26 protein-coding genes and 5 tRNA genes are annotated in these 26725 nt (G+C 46.6%); 23 read left to right on the forward strand and 8 right to left on the reverse strand.

Annotation, left to right across the window (positions count from 1 at the left end; all coding sequences use genetic code 11):
- The 4 genes from CWI76_RS04325 to ychF all read left to right on the forward strand — a co-directional run bounded on the left by CWI76_RS04325 (position 1) and on the right by ychF (position 3443).
- Positions 1-948: a ribose-phosphate pyrophosphokinase gene (locus CWI76_RS04325; RefSeq protein ID WP_126759108.1), complete on the forward strand. Its 948-nt coding sequence runs from the start codon at positions 1-3 to the stop codon at positions 946-948.
- A 126-nt stretch (positions 949-1074) separates the two neighbouring features.
- Entirely contained in the window at positions 1075-1749 is a 675-nt protein-coding gene (locus CWI76_RS04330; protein ID WP_126759109.1) for a 50S ribosomal protein L25/general stress protein Ctc, read from the forward strand.
- A gap of 6 nt (positions 1750-1755) precedes the next feature.
- On the forward strand, positions 1756-2349 hold the full coding sequence (gene pth, locus CWI76_RS04335) for an aminoacyl-tRNA hydrolase (protein WP_126759110.1): 594 nt from the start codon (positions 1756-1758) through the stop codon (positions 2347-2349).
- A gap of 2 nt (positions 2350-2351) precedes the next feature.
- Positions 2352-3443, forward strand: a complete 1092-nt coding sequence (gene ychF, locus CWI76_RS04340; protein WP_126759111.1) for a redox-regulated ATPase YchF — start codon at positions 2352-2354, stop codon at positions 3441-3443.
- Positions 3444-3455: 12 nt separating this feature from the next.
- On the opposite strand, the gene CWI76_RS04345 is transcribed toward ychF, so the two are convergent.
- From CWI76_RS04345 to CWI76_RS04370, 6 genes are read right to left on the reverse strand one after another with little or no spacing between them, the layout of a single operon-like run.
- Positions 3456-4355 carry a sulfurtransferase gene (locus tag CWI76_RS04345; protein ID WP_198678553.1) on the reverse strand — a complete coding sequence of 300 codons (900 nt, stop codon included), beginning with the start codon at positions 4353-4355 and terminating at the stop codon, positions 3456-3458.
- A 41-nt stretch (positions 4356-4396) separates the two neighbouring features.
- A complete protein-coding gene (locus tag CWI76_RS04350) occupies positions 4397-5773 on the reverse strand; it encodes a YfcC family protein (protein WP_126759113.1) in 1377 nt (458 codons plus the stop codon).
- A 27-nt stretch (positions 5774-5800) separates the two neighbouring features.
- Positions 5801-6217 (reverse strand): group I truncated hemoglobin, encoded by a 417-nt coding sequence (locus tag CWI76_RS04355; protein WP_157980802.1) that lies wholly within the window; start codon positions 6215-6217, stop codon positions 5801-5803.
- A 10-nt stretch (positions 6218-6227) separates the two neighbouring features.
- On the reverse strand, positions 6228-7079 hold the full coding sequence (locus CWI76_RS04360; protein ID WP_126759115.1) for a DUF3034 family protein: 852 nt from the start codon (positions 7077-7079) through the stop codon (positions 6228-6230).
- Positions 7072-9378 carry a bifunctional diguanylate cyclase/phosphodiesterase gene (locus CWI76_RS04365; protein ID WP_126759116.1) on the reverse strand — a complete coding sequence of 769 codons (2307 nt, stop codon included), beginning with the start codon at positions 9376-9378 and terminating at the stop codon, positions 7072-7074. The genes CWI76_RS04360 and CWI76_RS04365 overlap by 8 nt, the downstream gene beginning before the upstream one ends.
- Complete coding sequence (locus CWI76_RS04370; protein WP_126759117.1) at positions 9379-10053, reverse strand: cupredoxin domain-containing protein; 675 nt, start codon at positions 10051-10053, stop codon at positions 9379-9381.
- A 119-nt stretch (positions 10054-10172) separates the two neighbouring features.
- On the opposite strand from CWI76_RS04370, the gene CWI76_RS04375 reads away from it, so the two are divergent.
- From CWI76_RS04375 to CWI76_RS04410, 8 genes are all read left to right on the forward strand, one after another.
- Entirely contained in the window at positions 10173-11558 is a 1386-nt protein-coding gene (locus CWI76_RS04375; protein WP_126759118.1) for a class II fumarate hydratase, read from the forward strand.
- Between the two features lie 9 nt (positions 11559-11567).
- A complete protein-coding gene (locus CWI76_RS04380; protein WP_126759119.1) occupies positions 11568-12233 on the forward strand; it encodes an SDR family oxidoreductase in 666 nt (221 codons plus the stop codon).
- A 34-nt stretch (positions 12234-12267) separates the two neighbouring features.
- A complete protein-coding gene (locus tag CWI76_RS04385) occupies positions 12268-12984 on the forward strand; it encodes an SIMPL domain-containing protein (protein WP_126759120.1) in 717 nt (238 codons plus the stop codon).
- A gap of 148 nt (positions 12985-13132) precedes the next feature.
- A tRNA-Met gene (locus CWI76_RS04390) sits at positions 13133-13209 on the forward strand.
- Between the two features lie 16 nt (positions 13210-13225).
- Positions 13226-13310, forward strand: a tRNA-Leu gene (locus CWI76_RS04395).
- A 28-nt stretch (positions 13311-13338) separates the two neighbouring features.
- Positions 13339-13413 (forward strand) — tRNA-Gln (locus CWI76_RS04400).
- 30 nt (positions 13414-13443) lie between these two features.
- Positions 13444-13518, forward strand: a tRNA-Gln gene (locus CWI76_RS04405).
- 18 nt (positions 13519-13536) lie between these two features.
- Positions 13537-13623: transfer RNA gene (locus CWI76_RS04410), tRNA-Leu, on the forward strand.
- 175 nt (positions 13624-13798) lie between these two features.
- Here CWI76_RS04410 and CWI76_RS04415 read toward each other — a convergent pair.
- Positions 13799-14923, reverse strand: coding sequence for an FAD-dependent oxidoreductase (locus tag CWI76_RS04415; RefSeq protein ID WP_126759121.1), 1125 nt, complete (start codon positions 14921-14923; stop codon positions 13799-13801).
- Between the two features lie 14 nt (positions 14924-14937).
- Positions 14938-15291, reverse strand: a complete 354-nt coding sequence (locus CWI76_RS04420; protein WP_126759122.1) for a DMT family protein — start codon at positions 15289-15291, stop codon at positions 14938-14940.
- Positions 15292-15335: 44 nt separating this feature from the next.
- Between CWI76_RS04420 and CWI76_RS04425 the strand changes: the two genes are divergently transcribed.
- The 11 genes from CWI76_RS04425 to nadD all read left to right on the forward strand — a co-directional run bounded on the left by CWI76_RS04425 (position 15336) and on the right by nadD (position 26692).
- Positions 15336-16220: a DMT family transporter gene (locus CWI76_RS04425; RefSeq protein WP_126759123.1), complete on the forward strand. Its 885-nt coding sequence runs from the start codon at positions 15336-15338 to the stop codon at positions 16218-16220.
- Between the two features lie 103 nt (positions 16221-16323).
- Complete coding sequence (gene miaB / locus CWI76_RS04430) at positions 16324-17766, forward strand: tRNA (N6-isopentenyl adenosine(37)-C2)-methylthiotransferase MiaB (RefSeq protein ID WP_126759124.1); 1443 nt, start codon at positions 16324-16326, stop codon at positions 17764-17766.
- 15 nt (positions 17767-17781) lie between these two features.
- Positions 17782-18771: a PhoH family protein gene (locus tag CWI76_RS04435; protein ID WP_126759125.1), complete on the forward strand. Its 990-nt coding sequence runs from the start codon at positions 17782-17784 to the stop codon at positions 18769-18771.
- Positions 18768-19250, forward strand: coding sequence for an rRNA maturation RNase YbeY (gene ybeY, locus CWI76_RS04440; protein ID WP_126759126.1), 483 nt, complete (start codon positions 18768-18770; stop codon positions 19248-19250). Before CWI76_RS04435 ends, ybeY begins: the two co-directional genes overlap by 4 nt.
- 18 nt (positions 19251-19268) lie before the next feature.
- Positions 19269-20147 carry a CNNM family magnesium/cobalt transport protein CorC gene (gene corC, locus CWI76_RS04445; protein WP_126759127.1) on the forward strand — a complete coding sequence of 293 codons (879 nt, stop codon included), beginning with the start codon at positions 19269-19271 and terminating at the stop codon, positions 20145-20147.
- The gene (lnt, locus tag CWI76_RS04450; protein WP_126759128.1) at positions 20148-21665 is read left to right on the forward strand and encodes an apolipoprotein N-acyltransferase; all 1518 of its coding nucleotides are present in this window, start codon (positions 20148-20150) and stop codon (positions 21663-21665) included.
- A 63-nt stretch (positions 21666-21728) separates the two neighbouring features.
- Positions 21729-21920, forward strand: a complete 192-nt coding sequence (locus tag CWI76_RS04455; RefSeq protein WP_126759129.1) for a hypothetical protein — start codon at positions 21729-21731, stop codon at positions 21918-21920.
- A 43-nt stretch (positions 21921-21963) separates the two neighbouring features.
- Positions 21964-24549 (forward strand): leucine--tRNA ligase, encoded by a 2586-nt coding sequence (gene leuS / locus CWI76_RS04460; RefSeq protein WP_198678573.1) that lies wholly within the window; start codon positions 21964-21966, stop codon positions 24547-24549.
- 3 nt (positions 24550-24552) lie between these two features.
- Positions 24553-25041 carry an LPS-assembly lipoprotein LptE gene (locus tag CWI76_RS04465; protein WP_126759131.1) on the forward strand — a complete coding sequence of 163 codons (489 nt, stop codon included), beginning with the start codon at positions 24553-24555 and terminating at the stop codon, positions 25039-25041.
- Between the two features lie 5 nt (positions 25042-25046).
- Positions 25047-26066 (forward strand): DNA polymerase III subunit delta, encoded by a 1020-nt coding sequence (holA, locus tag CWI76_RS04470; RefSeq protein ID WP_126759132.1) that lies wholly within the window; start codon positions 25047-25049, stop codon positions 26064-26066.
- Positions 26063-26692, forward strand: a complete 630-nt coding sequence (gene nadD, locus CWI76_RS04475; RefSeq protein ID WP_126759133.1) for a nicotinate-nucleotide adenylyltransferase — start codon at positions 26063-26065, stop codon at positions 26690-26692. Before holA ends, nadD begins: the two co-directional genes overlap by 4 nt.
- Positions 26693-26725: the final 33 nt, after the last annotated feature.

The raw sequence follows: 26725 nt of genomic DNA on the forward strand, positions 1-26725 counted from the left end.
GTGCCTGACATGAAGCTCTTTGCTGGCAATGCGACGCCAGAACTCGCCCAAAAAATTGCCGACCGCCTGTATATCAAACTTGGTGATGCTGAAGTTGGCCGTTTTAGTGACGGTGAAATCAGTGTCATGATCAATGAAAATGTTCGTGGTTCTGATGTTTTCATCATTCAATCAACCTGTGCACCGACTAACGACAACCTCATGGAGCTTATCGTGATGGTTGATGCACTGCGACGCGCTTCTGCAGGTCGTATTACTGCGGTAATGCCATATTTCGGTTATGCGCGCCAAGATCGTCGAGTACGCTCGGCACGCGTTCCAATTACCGCCAAAGTTGTCGCTGACTTCTTATCAAGTGTTGGCGTTGACCGAGTGTTAACGGTTGATTTGCACGCAGAACAAATTCAAGGCTTCTTCGACGTACCAGTAGATAACGTCTTCGGCAGCCCAGTATTGATGGAGCATTTACGCCAGCAAGAATTCCACAATCCAGTTGTTGTTTCACCTGATATTGGTGGTGTGGTTCGCGCTCGCGCGATTGCAAAACTGCTCAACGACATCGATCTTGCCATTATCGATAAACGCCGCCCGCGTGCGAACGAGTCACAAGTGATGCACATCATTGGTGATATTCAAGACCGCGACTGCATTATTGTTGATGATATGATCGATACCGGTGGTACTTTGTGTAAAGCCGCTGAAGCATTGAAGAAAAACGGTGCACGCCGTGTATTTGCTTATGCAACCCACCCAGTTTTCTCCGGCAATGCATTTGCAAATATTCGTGACTCACACATCGACCGTGTTGTTGTTACCGATAGCATTCCATTAAGTGCTGAAATGAAGGCCTTAGACAAGGTACATCAATTAACCTTAAGCGGAATGTTGTCTGAAGCGCTACGCCGCGTCAGCAACGAAGAATCAATCTCAGCAATGTTCGAGTATTGATTGAAGTTTGAGGGCGTCAGTGGTACTATTTCGCGCCCTCAAATAAGCAAAACAGATTTTTGAGGAACACGTCGGGTATTTGGTCGCGAATATCCGGCTTATTTTTATTTAACGGAGACACTCCACATGTCAACTATCGATTTTACTATTCAAGCAGAACTCCGTACGGATACAGGGAAAGGTGCGAGCCGCCGCCTGCGTCGTGCGGAAAAAGTGCCTGCAATTTTGTACGGTGCCGATAAAGAAGCCGTTTCAATCACGTTGGATCACAACAAAGTGAACAACATGGCTGACCATGAAGCTTTCTACTCGCACATTTTGACTTTGGTTATCGACGGCAAGAAGCATGAAGCAATCTTGAAAGACGTTCAACGTCACCCGTACAAGCCAAAATTAACTCACTTGGATTTCCAACGTGTTGTTAAAGGTCAAAAACTTCATACTCACGTTCCTGTTCACTTCATCAATGAAGCAACTGCAGTTGGCGTGAAACAAGAAGGCGGCGTTGTGGTTCACCACATTGCAGACTTAGAAGTTTCTTGCTTACCAAAAGATCTGCCTGAGTACGTTGAAGTAGATATCGCGAACTTGAAACTGGGCGAAACCTTGCACTTAACTGACTTGAACATGCCTAAAGGCGTCGAGTTAGTTGAATTGACGAAAGGTGCAGACCACGACCAAGCAGTTGTTTCAATTACTGCGCCGCGTATCGAAAAAGAAGTGGAAGAAACTGCAGAAGAAGTATCTGCTGAAGTTCCTACCGCTAAAGAAGCGAAAGAAGAAGACAAAGACGCTGAATAAGGTCTCATGTCGACCATTCGCTTACTCGTGGGCCTGGGTAATCCAGGCCCCGAATACTCCCAAACACGTCACAATGCAGGCTTCTGGTTAGTCGAGCAATATGCTCGTATGCACGGCCAAACACTTCAGCCTGAAACCAAATTCTTCGGTCATACCGCACGTATTCAGAAAGGCGCCATGGATTTACGTCTATTGCTGCCAATGCAATTTATGAATCGAAGCGGCAATGCCGTGGCGACCCTCGCGAACTTCTATAAAATTGAGCCGCACGAAATTTTAGTTGCGTATGATGAGCTCGATCTGCCACCGGGTGTGGCAAAGTTTAAAACTGGCGGTGGTACAGGCGGTCACAATGGCATTAAAGACATTGTCGCACGATTGGGAACACCTGATTTTCATCGCTTACGTATCGGTATCGGTCATCCTGGTGATAAAAGCAAAGTCACCGGTTGGGTGCTCGGTAAAGCACCTCAAGCTGAGCAACAATTGATGGACGATACCATTACGGAAGCATGCCGCAGCATTGATATATTAATGCAGCAAGATCTGCGTGCGGCAACACAGCATTTACATAGTTTCAAAGCACAGAGAGAGAAATAAGCATGGGATTCAAGTGTGGTATCGTCGGCTTGCCGAACGTAGGTAAATCAACGCTGTTTAACGCGCTGACCAAAGCAGGTATTGAAGCTGCAAACTTCCCTTTCTGTACCATTGAGCCAAATACTGGTGTGGTCGCGGTACCTGATCCACGTCTCGACGAGCTCGCTAAAATTGTGAACCCACAACGTGTGGTGCCAACGACCATGGAATTTGTGGATATCGCAGGTTTGGTAAAAGGTGCTTCAAAAGGTGAAGGTTTAGGTAACCAGTTTTTAGCGAACATTCGTGAAACAGACGCGATTGGTCATGTGGTTCGTTGTTTCGAGAACGATAACATTGTTCACGTAGCCGGAAAGGTTGATCCAGCTGAAGACATCGAGGTCATTAACACCGAGCTTGCGCTGGCTGACTTAGATAGTGTCGAGAAAGCGATTCATCGTCAGGGCAAAAAAGCCAAAGGTGGTGATAAACAAGCGGCCGCTGAAATTGCTGTTTTGCAAAAGCTATTACCTGCTCTCGAGAACGGTGAAATGGCACGTTCGGTAGCGTTATCGGACGACGAAAAAGCGACAATTCGAAGCTACAATTTGCTCACCATGAAGCCAACCATGTATATCGCCAACGTGAATGACGATGGCTTTGAGAACAATCCATACCTCGACAAAGTGCGTGAAATAGCCAGCAAAGAAAATGCGATTGTTGTTCCTGTATGTGCCGAAATCGAATCGGAAATTGCCGAGCTTGATGATGAAGAAAAAACCGAGTTTATGGCTGATTTGGGCTTAACCGAACCAGGCTTGAACCGTGTTATTCGTGGCGGCTATCAGCTATTGAATCTGCAAACCTATTTCACTGCTGGTGTCAAAGAAGTTCGCGCTTGGACTATTCCGGTAGGCGCAACGGCGCCACAAGCAGCTGGCAAAATTCATACTGACTTTGAGAAAGGTTTTATCCGTGCCGTGGTTGTTGGTTATGATGACTATATTGAGTACAAAGGTGAACAGGGCGCTAAAGAGGCTGGAAAGCGTCGTGAAGAAGGTAAAGATTATATCGTGAAAGATGGCGACGTGATCTTGTTCCGGTTTAACGTATAAAAGCGTTATTGGTTACTCGTTATTCGAAGAAGAGATTGGTTCGATGGGGAGTTGTGGATTGGCGCCCCATTCGGACCATGACCCATCATAGAGTTGCACTTCAGTAAAACCGGCGATTCTTGCCGCAACTAATAAAATACATGCCGTGATACCTGAACCACAGGTCAATATTAAATGGGGTGATTTTGGTCCCACCAACGAGATAAACATTTCTTCGAGTTCATCTGGTTTTCTATAGCGGTTATCATCGAGTACTTCGAGAAATGGTAAATTAAAAGAGCTGCGAATATGGCCGCTACGCATTCCTTCGCGCGGCTCTGGCTTGGTGCCCAGAAAGCGCTCTGGCGAACGTGCATCAATAATACTACTTGAGCCGCTTTGGGTTGCTTTAAGTACTTCTTTTGACGAAACCAGCCAGTTCTTATTGAATTTAGCGACGAAGTTACCCCGCGCAGTCCGTGGCAGTGCATACTCCGTTCCAGCAGGATAATTATCAGCCAACCATTGCGGCAAACCACCATCTAGAATACAAACGTTCTCGAATCCCATGGCTTTTAGTATGACCCATGCTCGTGGCGACGAGTAAATACCTTGGTTGTCATACAATACCACCGTATCCGTTTTATTAACCCCCAGATCTTGCAGGGCTAATGTCACTTGCTCGGCAGTAGGAAATGTATTGGGTAATGCCGCGGAGGTGTCGGTTAATCGTTGCTCTAAATCCAAATAGATTGAATTAGGAATAACCGTTAATTCGTTGTATTCCAGTGGGGTGCGCCCAACAACTTTAGTCATGCTCGCATCCAACACATGAACATGGCTTTTCTTACAATTCGCCGCCAGCCATCGTGTCGATACAAGACATGGCGGCACAGCTTCCTGTACCGCTGAGGCATCCTCAACTTTAGTCATTGTAGACGCACTATCCATATCGCAATTTAATCCGTTTTTAGTTATTGATAACCTATCGCTACAGCAACAACCATCGCTATTGCACAGGCGAATAGCAGCTTCAACATAAGCGGTGCGATGAATTTAAACCAACGCTCATAAGGTACACCGGCCAAACCTAGAATACCCATTAATACTGGATTAGTTGGCACAATCATATTCATCAAGCCATCCCCCATTTGGAATGCAAGCACTGCAATTTGCCGACCAATGCCAGCTGTATCGGCTATTGGTACCATAATTGGCATAGTCACAAAGGCTTGACCGCTTCCTGAAGGAATAAACAGATTCAAGATGCTTTGAATAATCAGCATACTGACTGCGCCAAAATGTGCCCCAAACGCTTCCACTGGCATCGCTAGATAATAAATAACCGTGTCGAGAACCTGACCTTGTTCCATAATCATAGCAATCGAACGAGCAAAGCCAATCAGTAGCGCCGTAGCGGTTAATTCAGCCGCACCTTCAATGAACTTGTTAGCTGCATCACTGGCACTCATTTTAGCAATCAGAGCTGCAAATAACCCGAAACCTAAAAATAACGCACTAAGTTCAACCAAATACCAACCATGAACTTTAATACCCCAAATTAGTACGCCCAATACAGCAACAAAGCCTAGTAGAATAATTTTGTGACGTCCATCAAGTGCCGGATAGTCTTCTTGTTCAGTGGTTTTAGCTGGAGTGATATCAGCCAATAATGACGCTGAAGGATCTGCGGCAACGCGTTTGGCATAACCATACACATGATGAAAACCAATACCGAATAACACTGGCCACAAAACTAACCGGTACCATAAACCTGAAGCGGGTGGTACTTCAGCGACCGCTTGGGCAATGAGTAAGGTAAACGGATTAAACAGGGATAAACCGTAGCCAATTCCGTATCCTACAATCAAAATACCCATGGCAGTAATGCCATCAAGCTTCAAGGCTCGACATAGCGCCACTAACATAGCAACGAAAATCAAATACTCTTCAGCAACACCGATTAATGCCGAGAAAATACCGAATGTCAGCATACCGCCGAGAATTAATAATCCTGTTTTATCAGCAAACTTCTTTAGCAATAAGCCAATCAGCGCATCTAACATACCGGTAGCACGTAAAATACCCATGACGCCGCCAATCAATAGAACAAAGAAGATAACGGCTTGAGCATCGCCTAAGGCTTGCGGAATGACCGTAAACAGAGTTAACGGACTCAGCAGTGGTTGTTCTTCAAGAACGCTATAGGTGCCAGGTTGGACAACGGTTTGCCCAATATCATTAACGGTACGTTGAAATTCGCCAGCTGGAATTATCCAAGTCAGAATCAATGCTGCAATCATCATATACAGCATCAGCACCAAGGTGTGCGGTATTTTAATTTTTATCATGGCGGGGAAAACCTGCTCTCTCTTTTGTTATTGGTAAATCACTTCCTTATGGAATGAAGCGAGTATAGCAAGTAATCGGTTTTGTGTACTAACTGCCAGTTGCTGCTGATCCATGGCTGTCATCAAGTTCTCGACCACCGCATTAAATTCAGCCCGCGAAATATTCATTCCAGTATGAACCGTTACCATAGATTCCCCCGAATACTTACAGGGTCCCCCAGAAAGTTCACAAATATGTTCAGACAGCATGCGGTGAAAGCGATCGATATCGACATTTTCAAAATGATGAATAACCCGGTCGTCCTCGGCAATTTCAAGGATAAAGGCCTCCATCAGCTGGCTGATCCCTTGTTCTTGACCAAGTTCGTCGTACAGCGTCCGTTCCATGGCAACAACTGGAACCGCTAACAACAGCCATATCGCTACTAAAAATATTCGAGCCATCGTCGCCCCCTTAAAATGTGACCTGTAGCGAACCATAAATGCCATCTTGGCCATCGGCACCGGCGATTGATTCTAGCTGTGTGTAGGCAAGCGCAAACGCAATGCGCTTATGCGGAAACCAACCAATAAAAATATCGTACCAATCATGTTCTTCTGCGAACCCTAGATTATTTGGTTTTTGCCGATACTCAACGCCAACGGCCCAGTTTCGGTTAATAAACATGCCGACAGCAATTTCACCTTGCAGCTCATAACTGTTGTTGGCATCACCACCAAATCCAAGTAGGCCCATTTCGTTTGCTTTAGTCGCACGTAACGTTACGTTCGCCAACCAAGTGCGATGCCATATTCCATCCAACCAAACTTTGGCGCCACTGAAATAGATATCCGTACCTGTATCATCTTTTGCGCCAACCGCTTGTGGTAAGTCAAACGATTGATTTCGCTTATGCTGGAGGCCAACAGTAAATTGCGGCATTGCACCATACAAAACATCACCACCGAGGCGATATTTGATGCCATAGATATCCTGTTTCAGACTGCCCCCAAGACTTAATAAATCAAACTGCTGCTTGGCGACACTAAATTCCCAACGGTTATCAACAGAAATCGTTGCGGCTTTTACTGCTAACTTGTAGTCATCAAGGTTCACTTGATTATAGGCGATTGTTCCGCCCCACTGCCCTTCTTCGGCATAGCTCGAAAGCGTTGCCCAAGGCACTAGACCACCACCGCCACTCCCTTCAACAGTGGTTAATCCGCCAGTTGCAATAATTCGGCCAAAATCAGCCATCGCATGATGACTAACGAACAACGTGGCAACGGCTAAAGCCGGGGCAGCAACCCGAGTTAATTTACGCATGGTTAATCTCTCTTTGGTAACGATGCAACCACTGTTCGAACTGCGCCGCCGCAAGCGGTCGACTGAAGTAAAAACCCTGCACTGTGTCGCATCCTAATTGCTTTAATACCTGCCAAGCCGAATCTTCTTCAATACCTTCAGCAACCGTTGTCAATTCGAGTTCGTGCGCCAGTAAAATCGTTGAGCGCACAATGGTTTGGTCGGCAGTTGACGATGCAATGTTCTGAATGAACGAACGATCCAGTTTTAATTCATCAGCTGGTAGCCGCTTGAGTTGCGCCAACGAAGCGTATCCTGTGCCATAATCGTCAATTGCAATTTTAAATCCAGCCTGACGCAACTCTCCTAACCGCAAAATAGCTTGCTCTGGGTCAACCATCACCGCACTCTCGGTAACCTCCAAAGTAATCGATGCTGCCGACAAACCGCGCTGCTTAGCCGCGTCCGTGACAAAGGCAACTAATTCATGCCATTGCAGATCAAGTGCTGATAAGTTAATCGCTAAACTCAGTTGCAGCCCCTGTTCATGCCACAGCTGCAATTGATCTAAAGCAGCGCCGCAAACCCAGCGCGTTAAACGTTGAATTTCGCCGGTCTGTTCTGCCAACGGAATAAATTCATCAGGCCGTACAACGCCGAGTTGTTCATCGCGCCATCTTAGTAACGCTTCGACGCCCAGAACCTGCCCGTTTTGACAGGAAAGTTTTGGTTGAAAATGTAATTGAAGACGCTGTTCGCGAACCGCACTCGGTAACGCTTGAACAATTTGCAAACGCCGTAGATATTGTTCATCCATTCCCTGACTGTAGACTACCGCAAAAACGTTTTCTCGTTTTGCCTGACGCGCACAAAGCTGTGCGCGACGTAGTAAACTATCAGCATCATCTGCAGCATGAGGATAGGCCAAGTACCCCGCATGGAAATCGAGCAAATAGCTGGTTTCTTCATACCACCAAGGCGAACTCAACTCAGACTTTAACACCGTAATAAGTGAGTTTACTTGTGGCTCGCTTTGCTGCCTACCAACCAAAACAAACTCATCGCCGCCAAGGTGACCAACTATCCAATTCGCCGTCACAGCATCACGAAGACGATGTGCAATCATACGTAAAAGTTCATCACCCACTTGCTGCCCAAAGCGATCATTAACCTCGCCGAATCGGGCAACATTCAACAAGACAACATAACCACTTTCTGACGATTCAATCGCACGTTTCAGTGATGCTCGGATAGAAACCCGATTTGGCAAACCTGTTAGTAAATCATGCTCCAGTTGAAACATAATTTGTTGTTCGCGCTCAGCGATTCCTTGACGCATGCCCTCAAAAGCATCACTTAACGCGCCAAATTCGTCAGCGCGCTGTATGGTCACGGCTTCGCGGTAGTCACCTGCGCCAAGTTTTTTTGCTGCATCAGTTAGTGTGGTTATCGGTTGGCTTATTTTTCGCGCCGTCACTGTCGCCAGCAGTCCAGCAAATATTAATGTTGCCACAGCAATACCAATATATTGACGTTGCAAGGTTAAAAACTCTTGTGTCGCCTCGAGCTTGTCGGTACTGAAAACAATCATCAAGTTTGATTCAGTATTGAGCGCGGCACTATCGCCGTTAAATAGCGATACATGGGCTGCGACATTATTGGCAGCTAAAGCTTGTTGTAAATTATTTGAGTTTGTCGCCATCATTTGCCGCTGCTCGGTCGCTAAACTCGTCGCGTAGACAACGCCCGTAGTCAGATTTAAAAATGTAATATCAGCATGAGTTAATTGCCGCATCAGAACAGCAAAGTCGTCATCCACGGCAAACCCCAGCGTTGCCCATGCAATTAAATTTGGCGCCCGCACAGGCACGGTAACGATTTGAAAAATTTCTTCGTTAACAGTAACGAATTGAGCTTTAACTGGCGCGTCTGTTAACAGTGACAGCGATGGTAGTAATTGTGGGGAGTGTGTTGCGGCGATTTCTTCACCTTTGGGCGATTGCACAACGATCAGATCCGTGCCGATGCGTTGACCATGATTTACCAGCGCTGAAATAATGGTATCTTCATCGCTGCTTGCAATGGCCTCGCGAAACCCAAAATCAGTCGTTAATACCTCGGCCGCTTGCTGTAACTGCTGAGCTCGAACATCAACGAGCTCGGCAAAAACCCGTTCGCTGACTTCGAGTTCACGCTCTAACGTTCGCTCAGATTGTTGCGATGTAGCTAACCAAATCGCAATAAGCGCAAACAATAAAACCGCACTCGCAAGCGCGGTAAATACCAGTAAGAGTCGAGAGCGAAAACTTTTTATTTTCATTTAGTTATTATTTTTCCGACGATTAAATCGCTGCTGCAGTGCCGACACTGGCGGCGGATTTTGTTGTTGCGCTTGTATTGGCAACGTTACTGTCAATTGCGTTTGTCCCTCAACTAACGGCACGACCATCTCGTCAGTCACCGTATCGGTGAGCGATGGATACCAAATATGCACGTTACTTGCGCCAGCGGGCAACATCACCTGCCCGGCATTGTCTGTTTGTCGAGACAATTCATGAGGGCTCACATAAATATAAGCCTGCATGTGGTCGTGAATATTGCAACCAAGCACAACAATGCCTGATTGTTCGAATCGAATTTCAGGCGCTTCTCGGTTGCTATATAACGGCAGTTCGAACGGTTTTACTTCTGAAAATGAATACACTTGATGGCGAATATTATCGCTATTTGGGAACTTAACTTGAGAGTTTTCTCGAACCACTAACACGTAGGGCACAAACAAGCGATCAACCTGATCCATAATCGCTACTGTTGATGTTTGGTTGGCACTTTCAACTCCGTTGATGCTAACCACAGCAAGCGCCAGTGGTTGCTGATTACGATCTAGCACCGTGACCGTCAACGTGTCATTTGCCATGGTCTCCTGCGCAGAAACGGGCGAACAACTGTGCGTGAACCATACTGTGATTAACAAAACGATTTGAAACTTGGTCATTGTGACCCCATGCTTTAGGGATAAGGTTACTATTAAGTACTAAAATTAATCGATTGAGATCAGCTTAACTGATCAGCTTCAACAAATGCACTACATTTGTTAACCCACAGGGGTAAAACATGCAACAAAGTAACAATCAACACACAGATACGCGAATTGAAAGCGATAGCATGGGTCAAGTTAGAGTCCCCAAAGACGCACTATGGCGAGCCCAAACCGAACGTGCGAGACAAAATTTCCAGTTAAGCAATCTGCAGTTCCCCATTGCGTTTATTCATACTCTCGCCCATATAAAAGCCGCGGCTGCTGACGCAAACTTTGCAGCCAAAGTGATTTCAGAACAGCAAGCCAACGCAATTCATAAGGCCGTTGAGGCCATATTATCTGGGCAAGCCGACAATGCCTTTCCGCTTGATATATTTCAGACTGGCTCGGGTACCAGCACCAACATGAATATAAATGAGGTAATAGCCTCACTTGCTGAAAAACTCTGCGATGAACAAATTCACCCGAACGATCATGTCAATGCCAGCCAAAGCAGCAACGACGTTATTCCAACTGCAATATTAGTCAGCAGTGTACTTAGTCTGCGACAACGCTTGCTACCCGCACTGGCACATTTAAAGCAAACCATAGAAAGTAAGGCGAAAACACTCACTGAGACCATTAAGACCGGTCGCACTCATTTGATGGACGCGATGCCTTTAAGCATGGCGCAAGAGTTACGCGCTTGGAGCACGCAACTTGAACATGTTGAAAGCGGTTTAAATCAAGCAGTATCGCTTGCCAGCAACTTGCCTCAAGGTGGCACTGCGATTGGCTCAGGAATCAATGCACCTGAACATTTTGGCGAACGGTTTTGCCGTTTCTTGAGTCAGCGCACCGCAACCGAATTCCGAGCAAGCAGCAACCCATTTGCGGGCATTGCCGGACAGGAAGTCAACCTAATGCTAAGCGGCCAACTCAACGCACTAAGTGCTGTATTGATGAAAATAAGTAATGATTTGCGATGGATGAATAGCGGACCATTGGCGGGGCTCGGTGAAATTAGTTTAAAAGCTTTACAACCTGGTAGTAGCATCATGCCTGGCAAAGTAAATCCTGTTATTCCCGAAGCTGTAGCGATGGTTTGCGCGCAGGTTGCTGGTAACCATCACACCGTTTCGATTGCCGCTCAGCAAGGTAATTTTCAATTGAACGTGATGCTACCAGTGATTGCCTTTAACCAATTGCAAAGCATCGAATTACTTAGCAACGCAGCACATGCACTTGCCGACAGCGCTATTGCTGAATTTACGGTGAATCACAACCGTTTAAATGAAGCCTTGGCAAAAAATCCGATACTCGTAACCGCTTTGAATAGAGAAATTGGCTACAACAAAGCGGCTGAAATTGCCAAACAAGCCTATCAGCAACAGCGCCCTATTCTCGAAGTCGCTATTGAAATGACTGATATCCCAAAAGAAAAACTCGAGCAGTTGCTGAATCCTAAAAACTTAATTTAAGGAGTAACAATGACACAGCATATTGTAATTACTGGCGCCAACCGAGGCATCGGCTTAGCTTTAGCAACACAATTTAAGCAACGCGGCAACAAAGTAACCGCTGTCTGCCGTAAAGCTTCTAGCGAACTCAAAGCACTCGGCGTTTCAATTATTGAGAATATCGATGTGACTAACCCAGAAAGTATTATCGAGCTGAGTCAACAGTTAAAGGGACAACCCATCGATACGTTAGTGAATAATGCAGGCCTGCTTGAACGCGAACAACTTGGCAGTCTCTCAACATCAACCATCGAAGCTCAATTCAAAGTGAATGCCATGGGGCCTCTGTTAGTGACTGATGCACTGCGAAACAACCTTCACAAAGGCAGCAAAGTCATCATGATCACAAGTCGCATGGGATCAATGGCCGACAATGGTTCTGGCGCTTATTATGGTTATCGTATGAGCAAAGCTGCCTTGAATGCAGCAGGCGTGTCACTAGCAAACGATTTGAAAGAAGATGGTATCGCTGTCGCTATGCTACATCCAGGCTTCGTACAAACCGAGATGGTCAACAATGCGGGCGATATAAGTGCTGATACGGCAGCTGAACGATTAATTCAACGTATCGATGAACTATCCATTGAAACCACAGGTCAATTTAGGCATAGCAACGGTGATTCACTGCCGTGGTAACCGTACCCTCCCCTAATCTGACTAGGATAAAGCGATGACAACTTCTCGTTCCAGCAATGCCGTTATATTTACCATCGGTGCAATTATCAGTGCCGGTCTGCTCAGCTATGGACTGAGTAATAGTGTGCAAAACTTCCGGAGTTTCGACCGCGTGGTTGAAGTGAAAGGATTAGCTGAGCGAGAAGTTAAAGCCGATACCGCTATATGGCCATTGAAAGTGGTTCGTGCTGGCAACACTCAAAACACGATATATGAAGAACTTGATAAAGATATCCAAGCCGTTCGCGCTTTTCTCTTAGTTAATGGTTTCGATGAAACAGAGTTGTCAGTGTCTGCACCGAATGTACTCGATAAACTTGCCGAGCGTTGGGCTACTGAAGACGTCGGCTTGCGCTATACCGGCGAACAGACACTGACGGTATATACTGAAAAAGTCGATCGGGTTCGTGAATTGCGTCAGCAATTATCGGAGCTTGGTAAACAGGGAGTTAGCTTAAGCGGAAATAATTATGAAAGCGCCGTCGAATATCATTTCAACGGGTTAAATGCTATTAAACCAAGTATGATTGAAGAATCCGCACGCAATGCACGAGAGGTTGCATTACGCTTCGCTGAACATTCTGAAAGTCAGTTAGGCAAAATTCGCAGTGCCAATCAGGGACAATTCAGTATTTATGATCGAGACTCAAATACGCCGCACCTAAAAATAGTGCGTGTTGTATCCACTGTTTCGTATCAACTGGTCGATTAGTCGCCGAATAAATAAGCAAACTATCCGTTTTTTAAGCAATCGCGCAGAAATCATGGATTTTTTGAGAAAAAGAGGTTGACGCTTTCGCCCCTGATTTGCATAATACGCGCCGCACTCAACGAGTGCAGTTTGATAAAAATTTGATGTTGGCTACGTAGCTCAGCTGGTTAGAGCACAGCACTCATAATGCTGGGGTCGCAAGTTCGAATCTCGCCGTAGCCACCAATCAAATTCCCTTTGGGCGGACGTGGTGGAATTGGTAGACACGCTGGATTTAGGTTCCAGTGCCTCACGGCGTGAGAGTTCAAGTCTCTCCGTCCGCACCAACTCAAACTGTCAGGCGGTATATTCAGTTGGGGTATAGCCAAGCGGTAAGGCAGCGGGTTTTGATCCCGCCATTCCCAGGTTCAAATCCTGGTACCCCAGCCATCGCCACTCTCTTCTTGATGCACCCAGTGTTGGGGTATAGCCAAGCGGTAAGGCAGCGGGTTTTGATCCCGCCATTCTCAGGTTCAAATCCTGATACCCCAGCCACTTTTTCCCCTGTGTATTGCGGGGGTGGCGGAATTGGTAGACGCGCTAGCTTCAGGTGCTAGTGAGCTAACGCTCGTGGGGGTTCAAGTCCCCCCCTCCGCACCACCTCGGTGGTGAACCGCAATGAACAGACTGAAAGCGTTATTGGTTAGTCGTTATTCGTTATTGGTCAAAGCTAATAACATCAAATTGCGATTAACCAATGACGCTTTTTTGTTTCCTGAATTTCCCCTTCGAATACCCAATAACGAATAACGAATAACGAGTAACGAGTAACGCTCTAAAAGCCGATGGCTTTGCGTACTAGCGCTTGTTTAAGCGGTGCGACTTTCCCGACCAACGCCAAACCAAACGCAACCAAACCTCGCGGCAACAAATGTTGTGAACGAAAGCCTACGTGAATCGCATCCATCGCTCGCATCATCTGTTGATTCTCTTGCATACGCACCCGCTCATAATTAACTAATGCCTGCGGAAGCGGCTGTTTAACGAGTTGCCGTGTCAGTTCCTGAACATCAGCAAAGCCTAAGTTCACACCCTGCCCCGCTAGCGGATGAATGCTATGCGCCGCATCACCGATCAAGGCAACCGAATCATGACTGATATAGCGCAAGGCACGCTGTCGACGTAATGGAAAACTCGCGAATTTCGTGACGGTATGTTGACCAATATGTGGCTCAAAAACTTCGTTCAAACTTTGCTTTACCGCATCGCTATTCCCGCTAAACTCTTGCCACTGCGACTCTGAACGGTAGTCGATTAAACACGCTTGATGAGTACTCAACGGTAATAGTGCAAACGGTCCCTCACTACGGAATATTTCCCATGTGGTTGCCGGTATGGGCTGCTCAACCTCTGCAATCGCCAACAGACAGCGCATGTCGTAATCCCAACCACGTTGACCGATGTGGGCGGCAAATGCCACTTGCGATTGTGCGCCGTCGGCTCCCAACAACAAATCATATGAGAGTTTTTCGCCGTTGCTTAATGTCACACTGCGATCAGCTAGGTCAAAAGTTTCGACGCGTGTTTCGCTGTATACCCTAATATTGTGCTCCGAGAATTGCTCCCACAACGCCTCTTGCAACGCATTATTTTCAACCATGGCGCCAAGTGCTATCGCATCAGCGTCTAGATTTGAGAACTGCAAGCGTTGTCCATCCACTGTTTGCACCGCCAAATCGGTATACATCAATTTCCGCTCAGCACGAATATTTAACCACGTACCCAATTCATGAAGCCACTCGACATTACGCAGGTGAATGGATGAGATACGCAGATCCCAGTCACCACCACTCGATACGGCCTTGCCCGCTTCTATGACAGTTACTTCATACCCCTGTTTCGCTAAGGAAACAGCAGCACCAGCGCCCACCATACCACCGCCGACAATGACCACTTTCATAAAAAAATCCCTATTTAACCGGTTAACTTACTGCGCATAATAAAAAATACCGCACCACAAATACACAGCCCAGCCCATAAATAATCCCACGTTAACTTTTCTTTCATGTAGAACAAAGCAAATGGCACAAATACTGAAAGCGTGATCACTTCTTGTAGGATTTTTAATTGACCAAGATTCATGACTTCATAACCAATCCGATTAGCTGGCACTTGCAGTAAATATTCAACCAAGGCAATACCCCAACTCGCAAAAGCAGCCATAATCCACGGTTTATCAGCCATGTTTTTTAAATGTGCATACCACGCAAAAGTCATAAAAACATTGCTCAACGTAAGTAAAGTGATCGTGATAAGATAACGGTTCATTATTCTTCTCTCTGGGTGCGGTTCAGACACCGCGTAAGGACTCTATGGACACCCCACAACGAACGGTGGTCATTGCTTCTGCGTTAGTGCTTGGCGCCGAACTTTGTTTTGCAGGTGTCAGTGCATTGGTGAAATATTTGAGCACTGATTTACCCTCTGAACAATTAGTGTTTTTCAGAAATTTAATGGCGTTTGTCGTATTGTTACCATGGTTATGGCGCAAAGGTCCAAGCGCATTTAAAACCAAAGCCTGGCGTTTTCATTTAACTCGCGGTTTAGCTGGTCTTGCGGCAATGTATTTATTCTTTTACGCCATTGCAAATTTACCGCTCGCGCAAGCAACTCTAGTTTTATTATTGTCGCCATTTATTATCCCAATTATCGGCCGAGTTTGGTTAAACGAGCGCGTGATCACGCAAACTTGGATTGCTATAGGTATTGGTTTTATCGGCGTATTTATTTTTTTGAATCCCGCTCAAGCTCAGTTATCTCCCATTATTGGCGTCGCGTTCATCGCAGCGTGTTTAGCCGCATTTACCAAAACATTGATCCGGCAGATGTCAGCAACGGAGTCATCGAGTAAAATTGTCTTTTATTTCTCAACGCTAGCGACTGTGATTTCAGCAATTCCACTCATTTGGCGGGGCGAATCTATTGCCAGTGAACATTGGTTAAGTATTACCGCCATGGGTGGTCTGGCAGTCGCCGGTCAGCTTGGCATGACGAAGGCTTTTGCCTTAGCACCGGCCGCGCGCGTTGGTGTATTCACCTACAGCTCCGTGATATTTGCGGCGCTCATGGGTTACTGGTTCTGGGATGAACCCATTACCATGAGTATGATTTTAGGCGCCTCGATTATTACGGTTGCTGGATATTTAGCAATTCGTACACGTCGTAAGGCAGAAACTGGTCACAAAGTTGGCAGTTAGGCTTGGTTCAAGCTAAAATAGCTACCCTTTTAAGATGTGGTGTCCGTTTGTGGTCGTATCAATTCGATAAGCGACGCAACGAAGTAGATGAGCGCAGAGGTTTATGAGTAAGAAGTTATATATTAAAACGTGGGGTTGTCAGATGAACGAGTATGATTCAGCGAAAATGGCTGATCTACTTAAAGCAACTCACGGTTATGATGTCGCTGCAGAGCCAGAAGAGGCTGACTTGATCCTGCTCAATACCTGCTCAATTCGCGAAAAAGCGCAAGAGAAGGTGTTCCATCAGTTGGGACGCTGGAAAACCCTGAAGGATAAAAATCCTGACCTCGTCATAGGTGTTGGTGGCTGTGTGGCATCGCAAGAAGGTGACCATATTCGTCAACGAGCGCCCTACGTTGATATCGTCTTTGGTCCGCAAACTCTGCATCGCTTACCTGAAATGGTCAAACAAGTGCAAACCAACCACACACCAATGGTTGATATTTCTTTCCCTGAAATTGAAAAATTTGACCGCTTACCAGAACCAAAAGCGGATGGTCCGACGGCGTTCGTGTCAATTATGGAAGGTTGTAGCAAATACTGTACCTTCTGTGTTGTGCCCTACACTCGCGGTGAAGAAGTAAGTCGTCCAGTTGACGACGTATTATTTGAAATCGCACAATTGGCTGAGCAAGGCGTTCGTGAAGTAAACCTACTTGGACAAAACGTGAATGCGTTCCGTGGTGAGCATCATGACGGAACGGTTTGCCGTTTCGCCGAGCTATTGCACCTTGTGGCAGCTATTGATGGCATCGATCGTATTCGTTACACCACATCTCATCCGGTCGAGTTTACTGACGATATCATTGAAGCTTACGCAACCATTCCAGAACTGGTAAGCCATTTACACTTACCCGTACAAAGTGGCTCTGATCGTATTCTGACATTAATGAAGCGCGGTCACACGGCGCTCGAATATAAATCTCAGATCCGTAAGCTGAAAAAAATTCGCCCAGACATCGCCATGAGTTCCGACTTTATTATTGGATTCCCCGGTGAAACTGATGCTGATTTCGAAGCCACAATGGATTTAATCCAAGCCATTGATTATGACATGAGCTTCAGCTTCATCTACAGTGCGCGCCCTGGTACACCTGCAGCTGATTTACCAGATGACGTTAGCGAAGACACCAAGAAACAGCGCCTGCAATTGTTACAACAACGCTTGAATCAACAAGCGCATGCGCACGCCCGTCGAATGCTGGGTACTGAACAGCGTATTTTGGTGACTGGACCATCGAAAAAAGACCCAATGGAGTTGAGTGGCCGCACCGAAAACAACCGCGTTGTGAACTTTATCGGTACGCCAGATATGATTGGTAAATTTGTTGATGTGAAAATCACTGATGTATTTGTAAACTCGCTGCGTGGTGACGTCTTGCGCGTTGAGTCCGATATGGGCTTACGAGTCGATACATCGCCGCAAGCTATACTCGCACGTCAGACAAAAACTCAGCCTGATGAATTGGGTGTCGCCACCTTTGTGCCGCCACAAGCCAATTAAATTAACGAGGTAACCTTGAGTCAAACTGTTAGTACGTTAGACATTGATTTAGAACCAGCCGACAATCGCCGTATTGCTGATCTTTGCGGCGCTTTAGATGAAAATTTAAAGCATATTGAACGTCGCCTAGGCATTGAAATTAGTTATCGCCACAACGAATTTCGTTTGATTGGACCGAATCATACGGTGCAAGCAGGCGCTAAAATTCTGCGCGACCTTTATGTCGAAACAGCGACGGTTAAAGGCGAGGAAGGCAAAGTAACACCCCAGATGGTACATCTAGCAGTACAACAAGCCAAAGTGCTCGAGCAATCGCCTGATAACGATCCCGCGGCAGAGAAAATGACCCACATCAAAACCAAACGTGGGTTAATTAAGCCGCGCAATCATAATCAGGCTGAGTATGTACGCGCTATTTTGACTCATGATGTGAACTTTGGCGTGGGTCCTGCCGGTACCGGTAAAACTTATTTGGCCGTTGCCTGTGCCGTTGATGCCTTGGAACGTCAAGAAATCCGTCGCATTCTATTAACGCGTCCAGCAGTTGAAGCGGGCGAAAAGCTTGGTTTCCTACCAGGCGATCTAGCACAAAAAGTTGACCCCTATTTACGCCCGTTATATGACGCGTTGTTTGAAATGCTTGGCTTTGAAAAAGTCGAAAAACTGATTGAACGAAACGTCATTGAAGTTGCACCGCTTGCCTACATGCGCGGCCGCACTCTGAACGACGCGTTTATTATTCTTGATGAAAGCCAAAATACCACGTGTGAACAAATGAAAATGTTCCTCACCCGTATTGGCTTTAATTCATGTGCCGTTATTACCGGTGATATCACCCAAGTAGACTTACCACGCGGCCAAAAATCAGGGTTACGTCACGTCATCGAGGTATTAAAAGACGTCGATGATGTTAGTTTCACCTTCTTCCAAGCTTCTGATGTTGTGCGCCATCCAGTGGTGCAACGCATTGTGCAGGCCTATGAGGCGTTTGACGAAAACTCATGAACCACGTAACTATCGACGTGCAAATTGCCTGCGATGCAGCCGAATTGCCGTCAGAAGCTTCTTTTGAGGCATGGGTTGAAGCGGTGTTGCATCATCTAAACAGCACCACAGAAACCGAACTGACCTTACGCATTGTTGATCCGGAAGAGGGTCTTGCGCTAAATCAACAGTACCGAAACAAAACCTACGCAACCAACGTGTTATCGTTTCCGTTCGAATCGCCGATTCCGTTGCCTATCAACTTATTGGGCGATTTAGTGATTTGCGCCGAAGTGGTTGCCAAGGAAGCGAGAGAACAAAATAAGCCGTTAATCGCACATTGGGCGCATATGGTTGTACACGGAACCTTGCATTTGCTAGGTTATGACCATATTGAAGACGACGAAGCCGAGCATATGGAACAGCTCGAAAGAGACATTTTAGCAGCACTAGGGTATGCTGACCCTTACGCTGATGACCACGCTGACGACCAGCATTAAATGGAGCAAAAACAGCACATGAGCGATGATAATCCACACTCTACCAACGGTTCTGCGCGTAAAACGTGGGCAACCAAATTGTTGCAACTTTTTACCGGAGAGCCGAACAGCCGCGAAGAGTTAGTTGATTTAATCCAAGACGCCGAAGAACGCGACTTAATTGACAACGACACCAAAGAGATGATCGAAGGTGTACTTGATGTCGCCGAGCTTAAAGTTCGCGATATTATGGTGCCGCGGTCACAAATGGTGACCATTGATATCAATCAAAGCGTCGAATCGTTTCTGCCTATCGTGATTGACTCGCAGCATAGCCGCTACCCGGTTGTGAGTGAGAACAAAGATCACGTCGAAGGCATATTGCTCGCCAAAGACTTGCTCGCTTACGGATTTGGGATGACCGACCATGAGTTTGCCTTATCTGAAGTGATCCGACCGGCGGTGATTGTTCCCGAGAGTAAGCGCGTTGATGTGCTGTTGAAAGAATTCCGTTCTCAACGCTATCACATGGCCATTGTTGTCGATGAATACGGCGGTGTGTCAGGCCTAGTAACCATTGAAGATATCTTAGAAGAAATAGTTGGTGAAATTGAAGACGAAACTGACTACAACGAAGATAATAAAGCTGATATTCGACGTATTAATAAATCCAGATATTCCGTCAAGGCCCTGACGACCATTGAAGACTTCAATGACTACTTCAATACAACTTTTGGCGATGAAGAATATGACACCATTGGTGGCATGGTTGCGCACGGATTTGGCCATTTGCCGCAAGTTGGTGAAGAACTCACGCTAGGTGGTATTTTATTTAAAGTCACCGGTGCTGATAAGCGTCGAATTCAACAACTTCAGGTAACCATGACGGATGCCACTAACGTTGTAGATGCCGACTAGATGAATACTCGCCGAATTGTTGCGTTGCTGCTCGGTGGCAGCCTTATATTCAGTTACGCACCTTTCTCACAAGCTTGGTTGGTACTACCTGTTCTATTCGGGTTACTACTGACAACTCGTCATGCGACACCTTACATGGCATGGCGCATCGGCTTTTACTTTGGCTTGGGCTGGTTTAGTACCGGACTAAGTTGGATTTATGTGAGTATTGATCAATTTGGCGGTCTGCCGGTTATTGCCTCCATTGCGGTGCTGGCCGTATTGTTTCTATATTTAAGTCTTTTCCCTGCCCTCGCACTCTTTCTTTGGAAATATTTTGAGCGCTGGCTTGGCGTATTTGCGATAGGAATTCTACCGCTCACATGGCTCGTTAGTGAATCGATTCGCGGCTGGTTTCTCACCGGCTTCCCGTGGCTCGAACTCGGGTACACACAAACCGACGCCTGGCTTGGTAATTATGCGCCATGGTTGGGTGGCGTCGGAATTACGGTTATCCTGTGGTCGATTGCAATTTCACTGTTTTGCTGGTTTGAACAGCAACGCAAAGAGTTTGGACTCGTCGCCTTTGGCTTACTTATTATTCCATTTGCCCTGCCGTGGGTTAGCCCCATAAAAACAACCGGAGAAGAAGCTCGGGTTTTGTTAGTGCAAGGCAACATAGAACAGTCTGTTAAGTGGAATCCTGACCAGCATTGGCAGTCACTCATGACTTACTTGGATTTGAGTCGTCCGCATTATCCAACCCATGACATCATCGTTTGGCCAGAATCGGCCGTTACGATGCCAGAGCCGTACACCGACGATGTTCTAAAGAATATTCACAAAGCGTTGGTAGACACGGATACTACGTTGATTACCGGTATTATTGATTACCAGAACAGTCAGTATTTTAATACCATGATTGTATTGGGGCTTGATGCGCCTTATCAACCAGTTGAACCATACGCGCACGGTCACACCAATCGTTATCAAAAACATCAGTTACTGCCAATCGGTGAGTTTGTTCCATTTGAAGATTTATTACGACCGTTGGCACCGCTGTTTGATTTACCGATGAGTTCATTTACTCGCGGCGATTATGAACAGGCGAATTTACGCGCCAAAGGATTCCACCTCGCGGGTGCTATTTGTTATGAAATTGCTTTCCCTGCGCAAGTGCGTGCCAACGTTTCCGCCAGTACCGACTATATTTTAACGGTGAGCAATGACACGTGGTTTGGTGCCTCGCATGGTCCGGCACAGCACATGCAAATTGCCCGCATGCGCGCACTTGAGTTGGGCCGCCCTTTGTTGCGGGCAACCAATAACGGTATTACAGCAGTAGTCGACGCCTTTGGAAACGAATTAGCTCGTGCACCTCAGTTTACCTCAACCGCATTAAGTGCCGAAGTGCCGATGGTTCGTGGGCAAACGCTGTATCAACTGTTTGGTTCTATAGGAGCATGGTTAATCGCTGTTTTAACGGCATTAGTCAGTACGTTGATAGCACTTCGTCGTAGTCAAGCACGCTCAAAATAAGTAAACTAAGCTCATTCAATCTCGTGTATTAAACTTTTATCAATCTCAGCATGGAGAATCGCCATGGAAAACTTTATTGCCGCTTTATTATTTGCTGTTTTAGTTGGTGCAGGCTCACTCGGTTTAACCAGTTTGGGTATGTTCGCTTTTCACCGTAACGAGAATCGTGACGAGCAACAGCGTGAGCGTCTCGAGTACGCATTCTTTGGCGTTGTCGGTATCGTTGTCATGCTCATGATGTGGTACGCACTTTAATCAAATAATAAGCAGTTGAATGGATAGCCAGATGTCAAAAAAAATAGCGGAACAATATGATCCAGCGCTTGTTGAACCAGCCGTTCAACAACGTTGGGAACGTGACCAAGTATTTAATGTTACTGAAGACCCAAACAAAGAGAAGTTTTATTGTTTATCAATGTTCCCTTACCCAAGCGGTAAGTTACATATGGGTCACGTACGTAACTATACGCTTGGCGACGTGGTGGCCCGCTATCAACGTATGCAAGGTAAAAACGTATTACAGCCGATGGGTTGGGATGCGTTTGGCTTACCCGCAGAAAATGCAGCTATCCAAAATCAAACCGCACCGGCGAAATGGACTTATCAAAATATTGACTACATGCGTAATCAATTAAAGTCCTTGGGCTTTGGTTATGATTGGTCGCGTGAAATTGCCACCTGCACACCAGAGTATTACCGCTGGGAACAATGGTTTTTCACCAAGCTATTCGAAAAAGGTTTGGTATATAAGAAAAATGCAACAGTGAACTGGGACCCAGTCGATCAAACGGTACTAGCGAACGAGCAAGTTATCGATGGTCGCGGCTGGCGTTCAGGGGCGATTGTCGAGCAGAAAGAAATTCCACAGTGGTTTATTAAGATTACTGACTATGCGGAAGAATTGCTGGCTGATCTTGACCAACTCGAAGGTTGGCCTGAGCAAGTGAAAACCATGCAACGCAACTGGATTGGCCGTTCAGAGGGTGTTGAAATTGACTTTTCAATTGCCAATAGTGAGCGTCAATTAACCGTCTACACCACACGTCCAGATACGCTTTTTGGGGTGACCTATATGGCGGTAGCGGCGCAGCATCCACTAGCCCAAGAGGCAGCAGCCAACAACCCCGAACTTGCCGCGTTTATCGAATCCATTAAGAACACGAAGATGGCTGAAGCTGAGCTGGCAACCATCGATAAGAAAGGCATGGATACCGGCGTACGCGCTATTCATCCAATGACAGGCGAAGCGATTCCGGTCTGGGTCGCCAACTTTGTGTTAATGGACTATGGCTCTGGTGCAGTCATGGCAGTACCAGCGCACGACCAACGCGATTGGGAGTTCGCTACGGCTTACCATTTGCCAATTCAGGTCGTTATCGATCCGACATCTGGTGATGAAGACATAAACTCGGGTGCGATTACGACGAAGGGCACAACGATTAATTCAGGCGACTACAACGGTTTATCCAGCGACGATGCCTTTAATGCCATTGCGGAACACCTAGAGCAACGTGGTATTGGTCGTCGCCAAGTAAATTATCGCCTGCGCGATTGGGGCGTTTCGCGCCAGCGCTATTGGGGTGCCCCAATCCCAATGTTAAACTTGCCAAACGGAGAGTCTGTACCGGTTCCTGAAGATCAACTTCCTGTGCGTTTACCAGAAGATGTTGTCATGGATGGCACTACGTCGCCCATTAAGGCTGATGAGAATTGGCGTAAAACAACCTATCACGGCGAGCCTGCGGAACATGAAACCGATACCTTTGATACCTTCATGGAATCTTCGTGGTACTACGCGCGTTACTGTAGCGCCAATTTCCACGATGGCATGCTGAATCCAGAACAAGCAAACTATTGGCTACCCGTTGATCAATACATCGGTGGTATCGAACATGCGATTCTTCATCTATTGTACGCTCGCTTCTTCCACAAACTGTTGCGTGATACTGGGTTAGTGAGCTCAGATGAGCCGTTCAAGCGTCTATTAACCCAAGGCATGGTGTTGGCCGACAGCTACTTCCGTGAAGATGCATCCGGCAAAATCACTTGGTACTCACCGCTGGATGTTGAAATTAGCCGTGACGAAAAAGGTCGTATTACAAAAGCGATTTTGAAAACCGATGGTCAGCCAGTGCAGCATGGCGGCATGACTAAAATGTCAAAATCAAAAAACAACGGTATTGACCCTCAGGTGATGATCGACAAATACGGGGCAGACACTGTACGTTTGTTCATGATGTTCGCGGCACCACCAGAAGCAACGTTGGAATGGGCGGATTCTGGAGTCGAAGGTGCACAACGATTCTTGCGTCGTGTTTGGCGCCTCGTCGCAGATTTCGTAGAGGTTGCTGAACAACCGCGTAGCCAAGCATGGAGCGAGTTAAACGAGACTCAACGCGAGTTACGCCGTGAAGTCCATCGCACGATAGCTAAAGTAACTGATGACATGGGTCGTCGCCAGCACTTTAATACCGCCATTGCAGCCGTAATGGAGTTATTGAATCGCCTGCAGAAAGCGCCACTTGAGAGTGATTTAGATCGCGGCATTATGGCTGAAGCGCTTGACGCAGTGGTACTCATGCTAGCACCGGTGACGCCGCATCTGAGCGAAGCACTATGGCAAGCCCTTGGCCACAAAGACGATGTGAACTTTGCCGTTTGGCCAGAGTTTGACCAAGAAGCATTAGTTGAAACGTCGATACTGGTTGTCGTTCAGGTGAACGGTAAGGTTCGCAGTAAAATTACAGTGCCTGCTGATGCCACTCAAGAACAAGTTACTGAGGTTGCATTAGCCGACGAAAACGTTCAGAAATTCATCGATGGGAAAACGATTAGAAAACAAATTTACGTTCCCGGCAAACTGTTCAACATTGTGGCGAACTAACTGATGCGTCATTTGATACTGAAATTAGCCATCTTACTTATTGCCACAGCCTTAACTGGCTGTGGCTTTCAGTTACGTGATAATTATCAGTTGCCACCTGCAATGCAAACGATAAGCATCGAAGCGCCCGCTTTTAGTGAGTTTAAACAAGTTTTAGAGCGTCGCTTAAACCTCGCTGGCGCGCAAGTTGGAGCCTCGCAGCAAAACGGTCTAGTCATTGAAATTCTTGATGATACTCTCGACCGTCGCACGCTATCGTTGTCACAATCAGGCCAAGTTGCTGAGTATGAGATGATTTACACTGTGTACTATCAGCTCATTGAACAAGGTGAAGCGTCTGGCCGACAGCAAGTTGATGTCTATCGCGATTATCAAGACGACCCTAACTTTGCCTTAGCGAAAACTCGCGAGCGTGAAATTCTCGTTCAAGAAATGCGTGAAGAAGCTGCTCGGTTGCTATTACGTCAAACAATTGCACACCTAACGGAGTAGCCTCGATGCAACTCACACCAGCACAACTGCATGACCAATTTTCTCAGCGAGGTTTGCCGGCAGTAATCAGTGTGTTTGGTGATGCGCCATTGTTAATCGATGATGCGCTACAACAGCTACGAAAAATTGCGCGCGAGCACGGCATCGATGAACGGCAACGACATGTTCAAGATAACCAGTTTGATTGGCGACTGCTAGCCGATCAAAGCGCTAGCATGAGTTTGTTCTCAAGCCAAAAGCTCCTTGAACTGGAGTTACCTGAGGGCAAACCCGGTCGCGAAGGCGCAGATGCACTGCGACAATATGCTCAAGCGCCTCTTGATGAGCAGATACTGATTGTTATCGGGCCCAAATTAAAGCAAGAGCAACTTAAGTCTAAGTGGTATAAAGATTTAACGGCAGCTGGTCCAGTAGTTAATGCTAATAGCCCTGATCGCGCCAGCCTACCAAGGTTTGTTCAACAGCGTGCGCAACGCTACAATTTGCAATTGCAACCAGAAGCCAACCAATTACTCGCCAATTGGTTTGAAGGCAACTTATTAGCGCTCGATCAAGAATTGCAAAAGCTGGCACTGACCGATTTACCACAGCCAATTTCAGCTGAATCGATTCAACAAGCTGCGCAAGATCAAAGTCGTTTTAACGTGTTTGCGCTGCAAGAGGCAATATTGCATGCCGATCTCAGCAATGCCCTTCACCGCCTTGCTCGATTGCTTGAAGACGACGTTGAAGAAGCCATACTCAACTGGATGTTACAACGCGAATGGCAACTCGTTTGCACGCTTAAGCACGCTGATAATTTTGCCGATACCTGTCGTAGAAATGGCGTTTGGCGTAATCAAGAAGCTCCCTATCGAAATTTTTGTCACCGCATGTCACCACAGGCAATCAGTAAGGCCGCAGAGCTATTGGCGCGCCTTGAGTACGCATTCAAGCGCGATTCTGGGGAAGATTATGGAACCTTGGCAACGCACCTAGTCACTCTATACTGTCACCCCGATGCAGTGAGTAGGCTTCCACAATGATGCGAGCTATTTTGGGGGGCACGTTTGATCCGATTCACTGGGGACATTTGCGTTCGGCCACCAACGTCTGTGAACAAATACATAGTGACCACTTAATTTTGTTACCTAGTGCCCAGCCACCGCATCGAAGTTATCCTGGAGCGACCGCTGAACAACGATTCGCTATGGCAACGCTAGCAGCTACCGAAATTCCCAGTTGTTCCGCCGATAATTGGGAACTACTGCAATCACGAAAATCGTACACCCAATTAACCTTAGAACAATTTCATCAGCGCTGGCCAACAGATACCTTGGTATTTATTCTTGGTGAAGATGCTTTTGCCGGTTTACAAAGTTGGCACAACTGGGAGCATTTGCTCGATCACGCCCACTTCGTGGTGATGCGGCGCCCTCATTCGCATAACGTCTTTAGCGAATCTCTGCAGCGGTGGTTAAACAAGGTACAAGTAAAGCAACCAGAATCACTTCATCAACGCGCCAGCGGTTGTGTCTATCTCGCTGAAACGCCAGCGTTTGATATATCAGCAACGGCAATTCGTAACGCGATTCAAATTGACCAGCCATGGCAACATCTCGTGCCAAGTTCGGTTGCAAACTATATTCAAACACACCAACTCTATCGTTAGCTGATTTTTACTATCGCTTCGTGGTAAACTACG

The sequence above is a fragment of the Pseudidiomarina marina genome (genome assembly GCF_003987045.1).
GTDB classification, from domain to species: Bacteria; Pseudomonadota; Gammaproteobacteria; order Enterobacterales; family Alteromonadaceae; genus Pseudidiomarina; species Pseudidiomarina marina.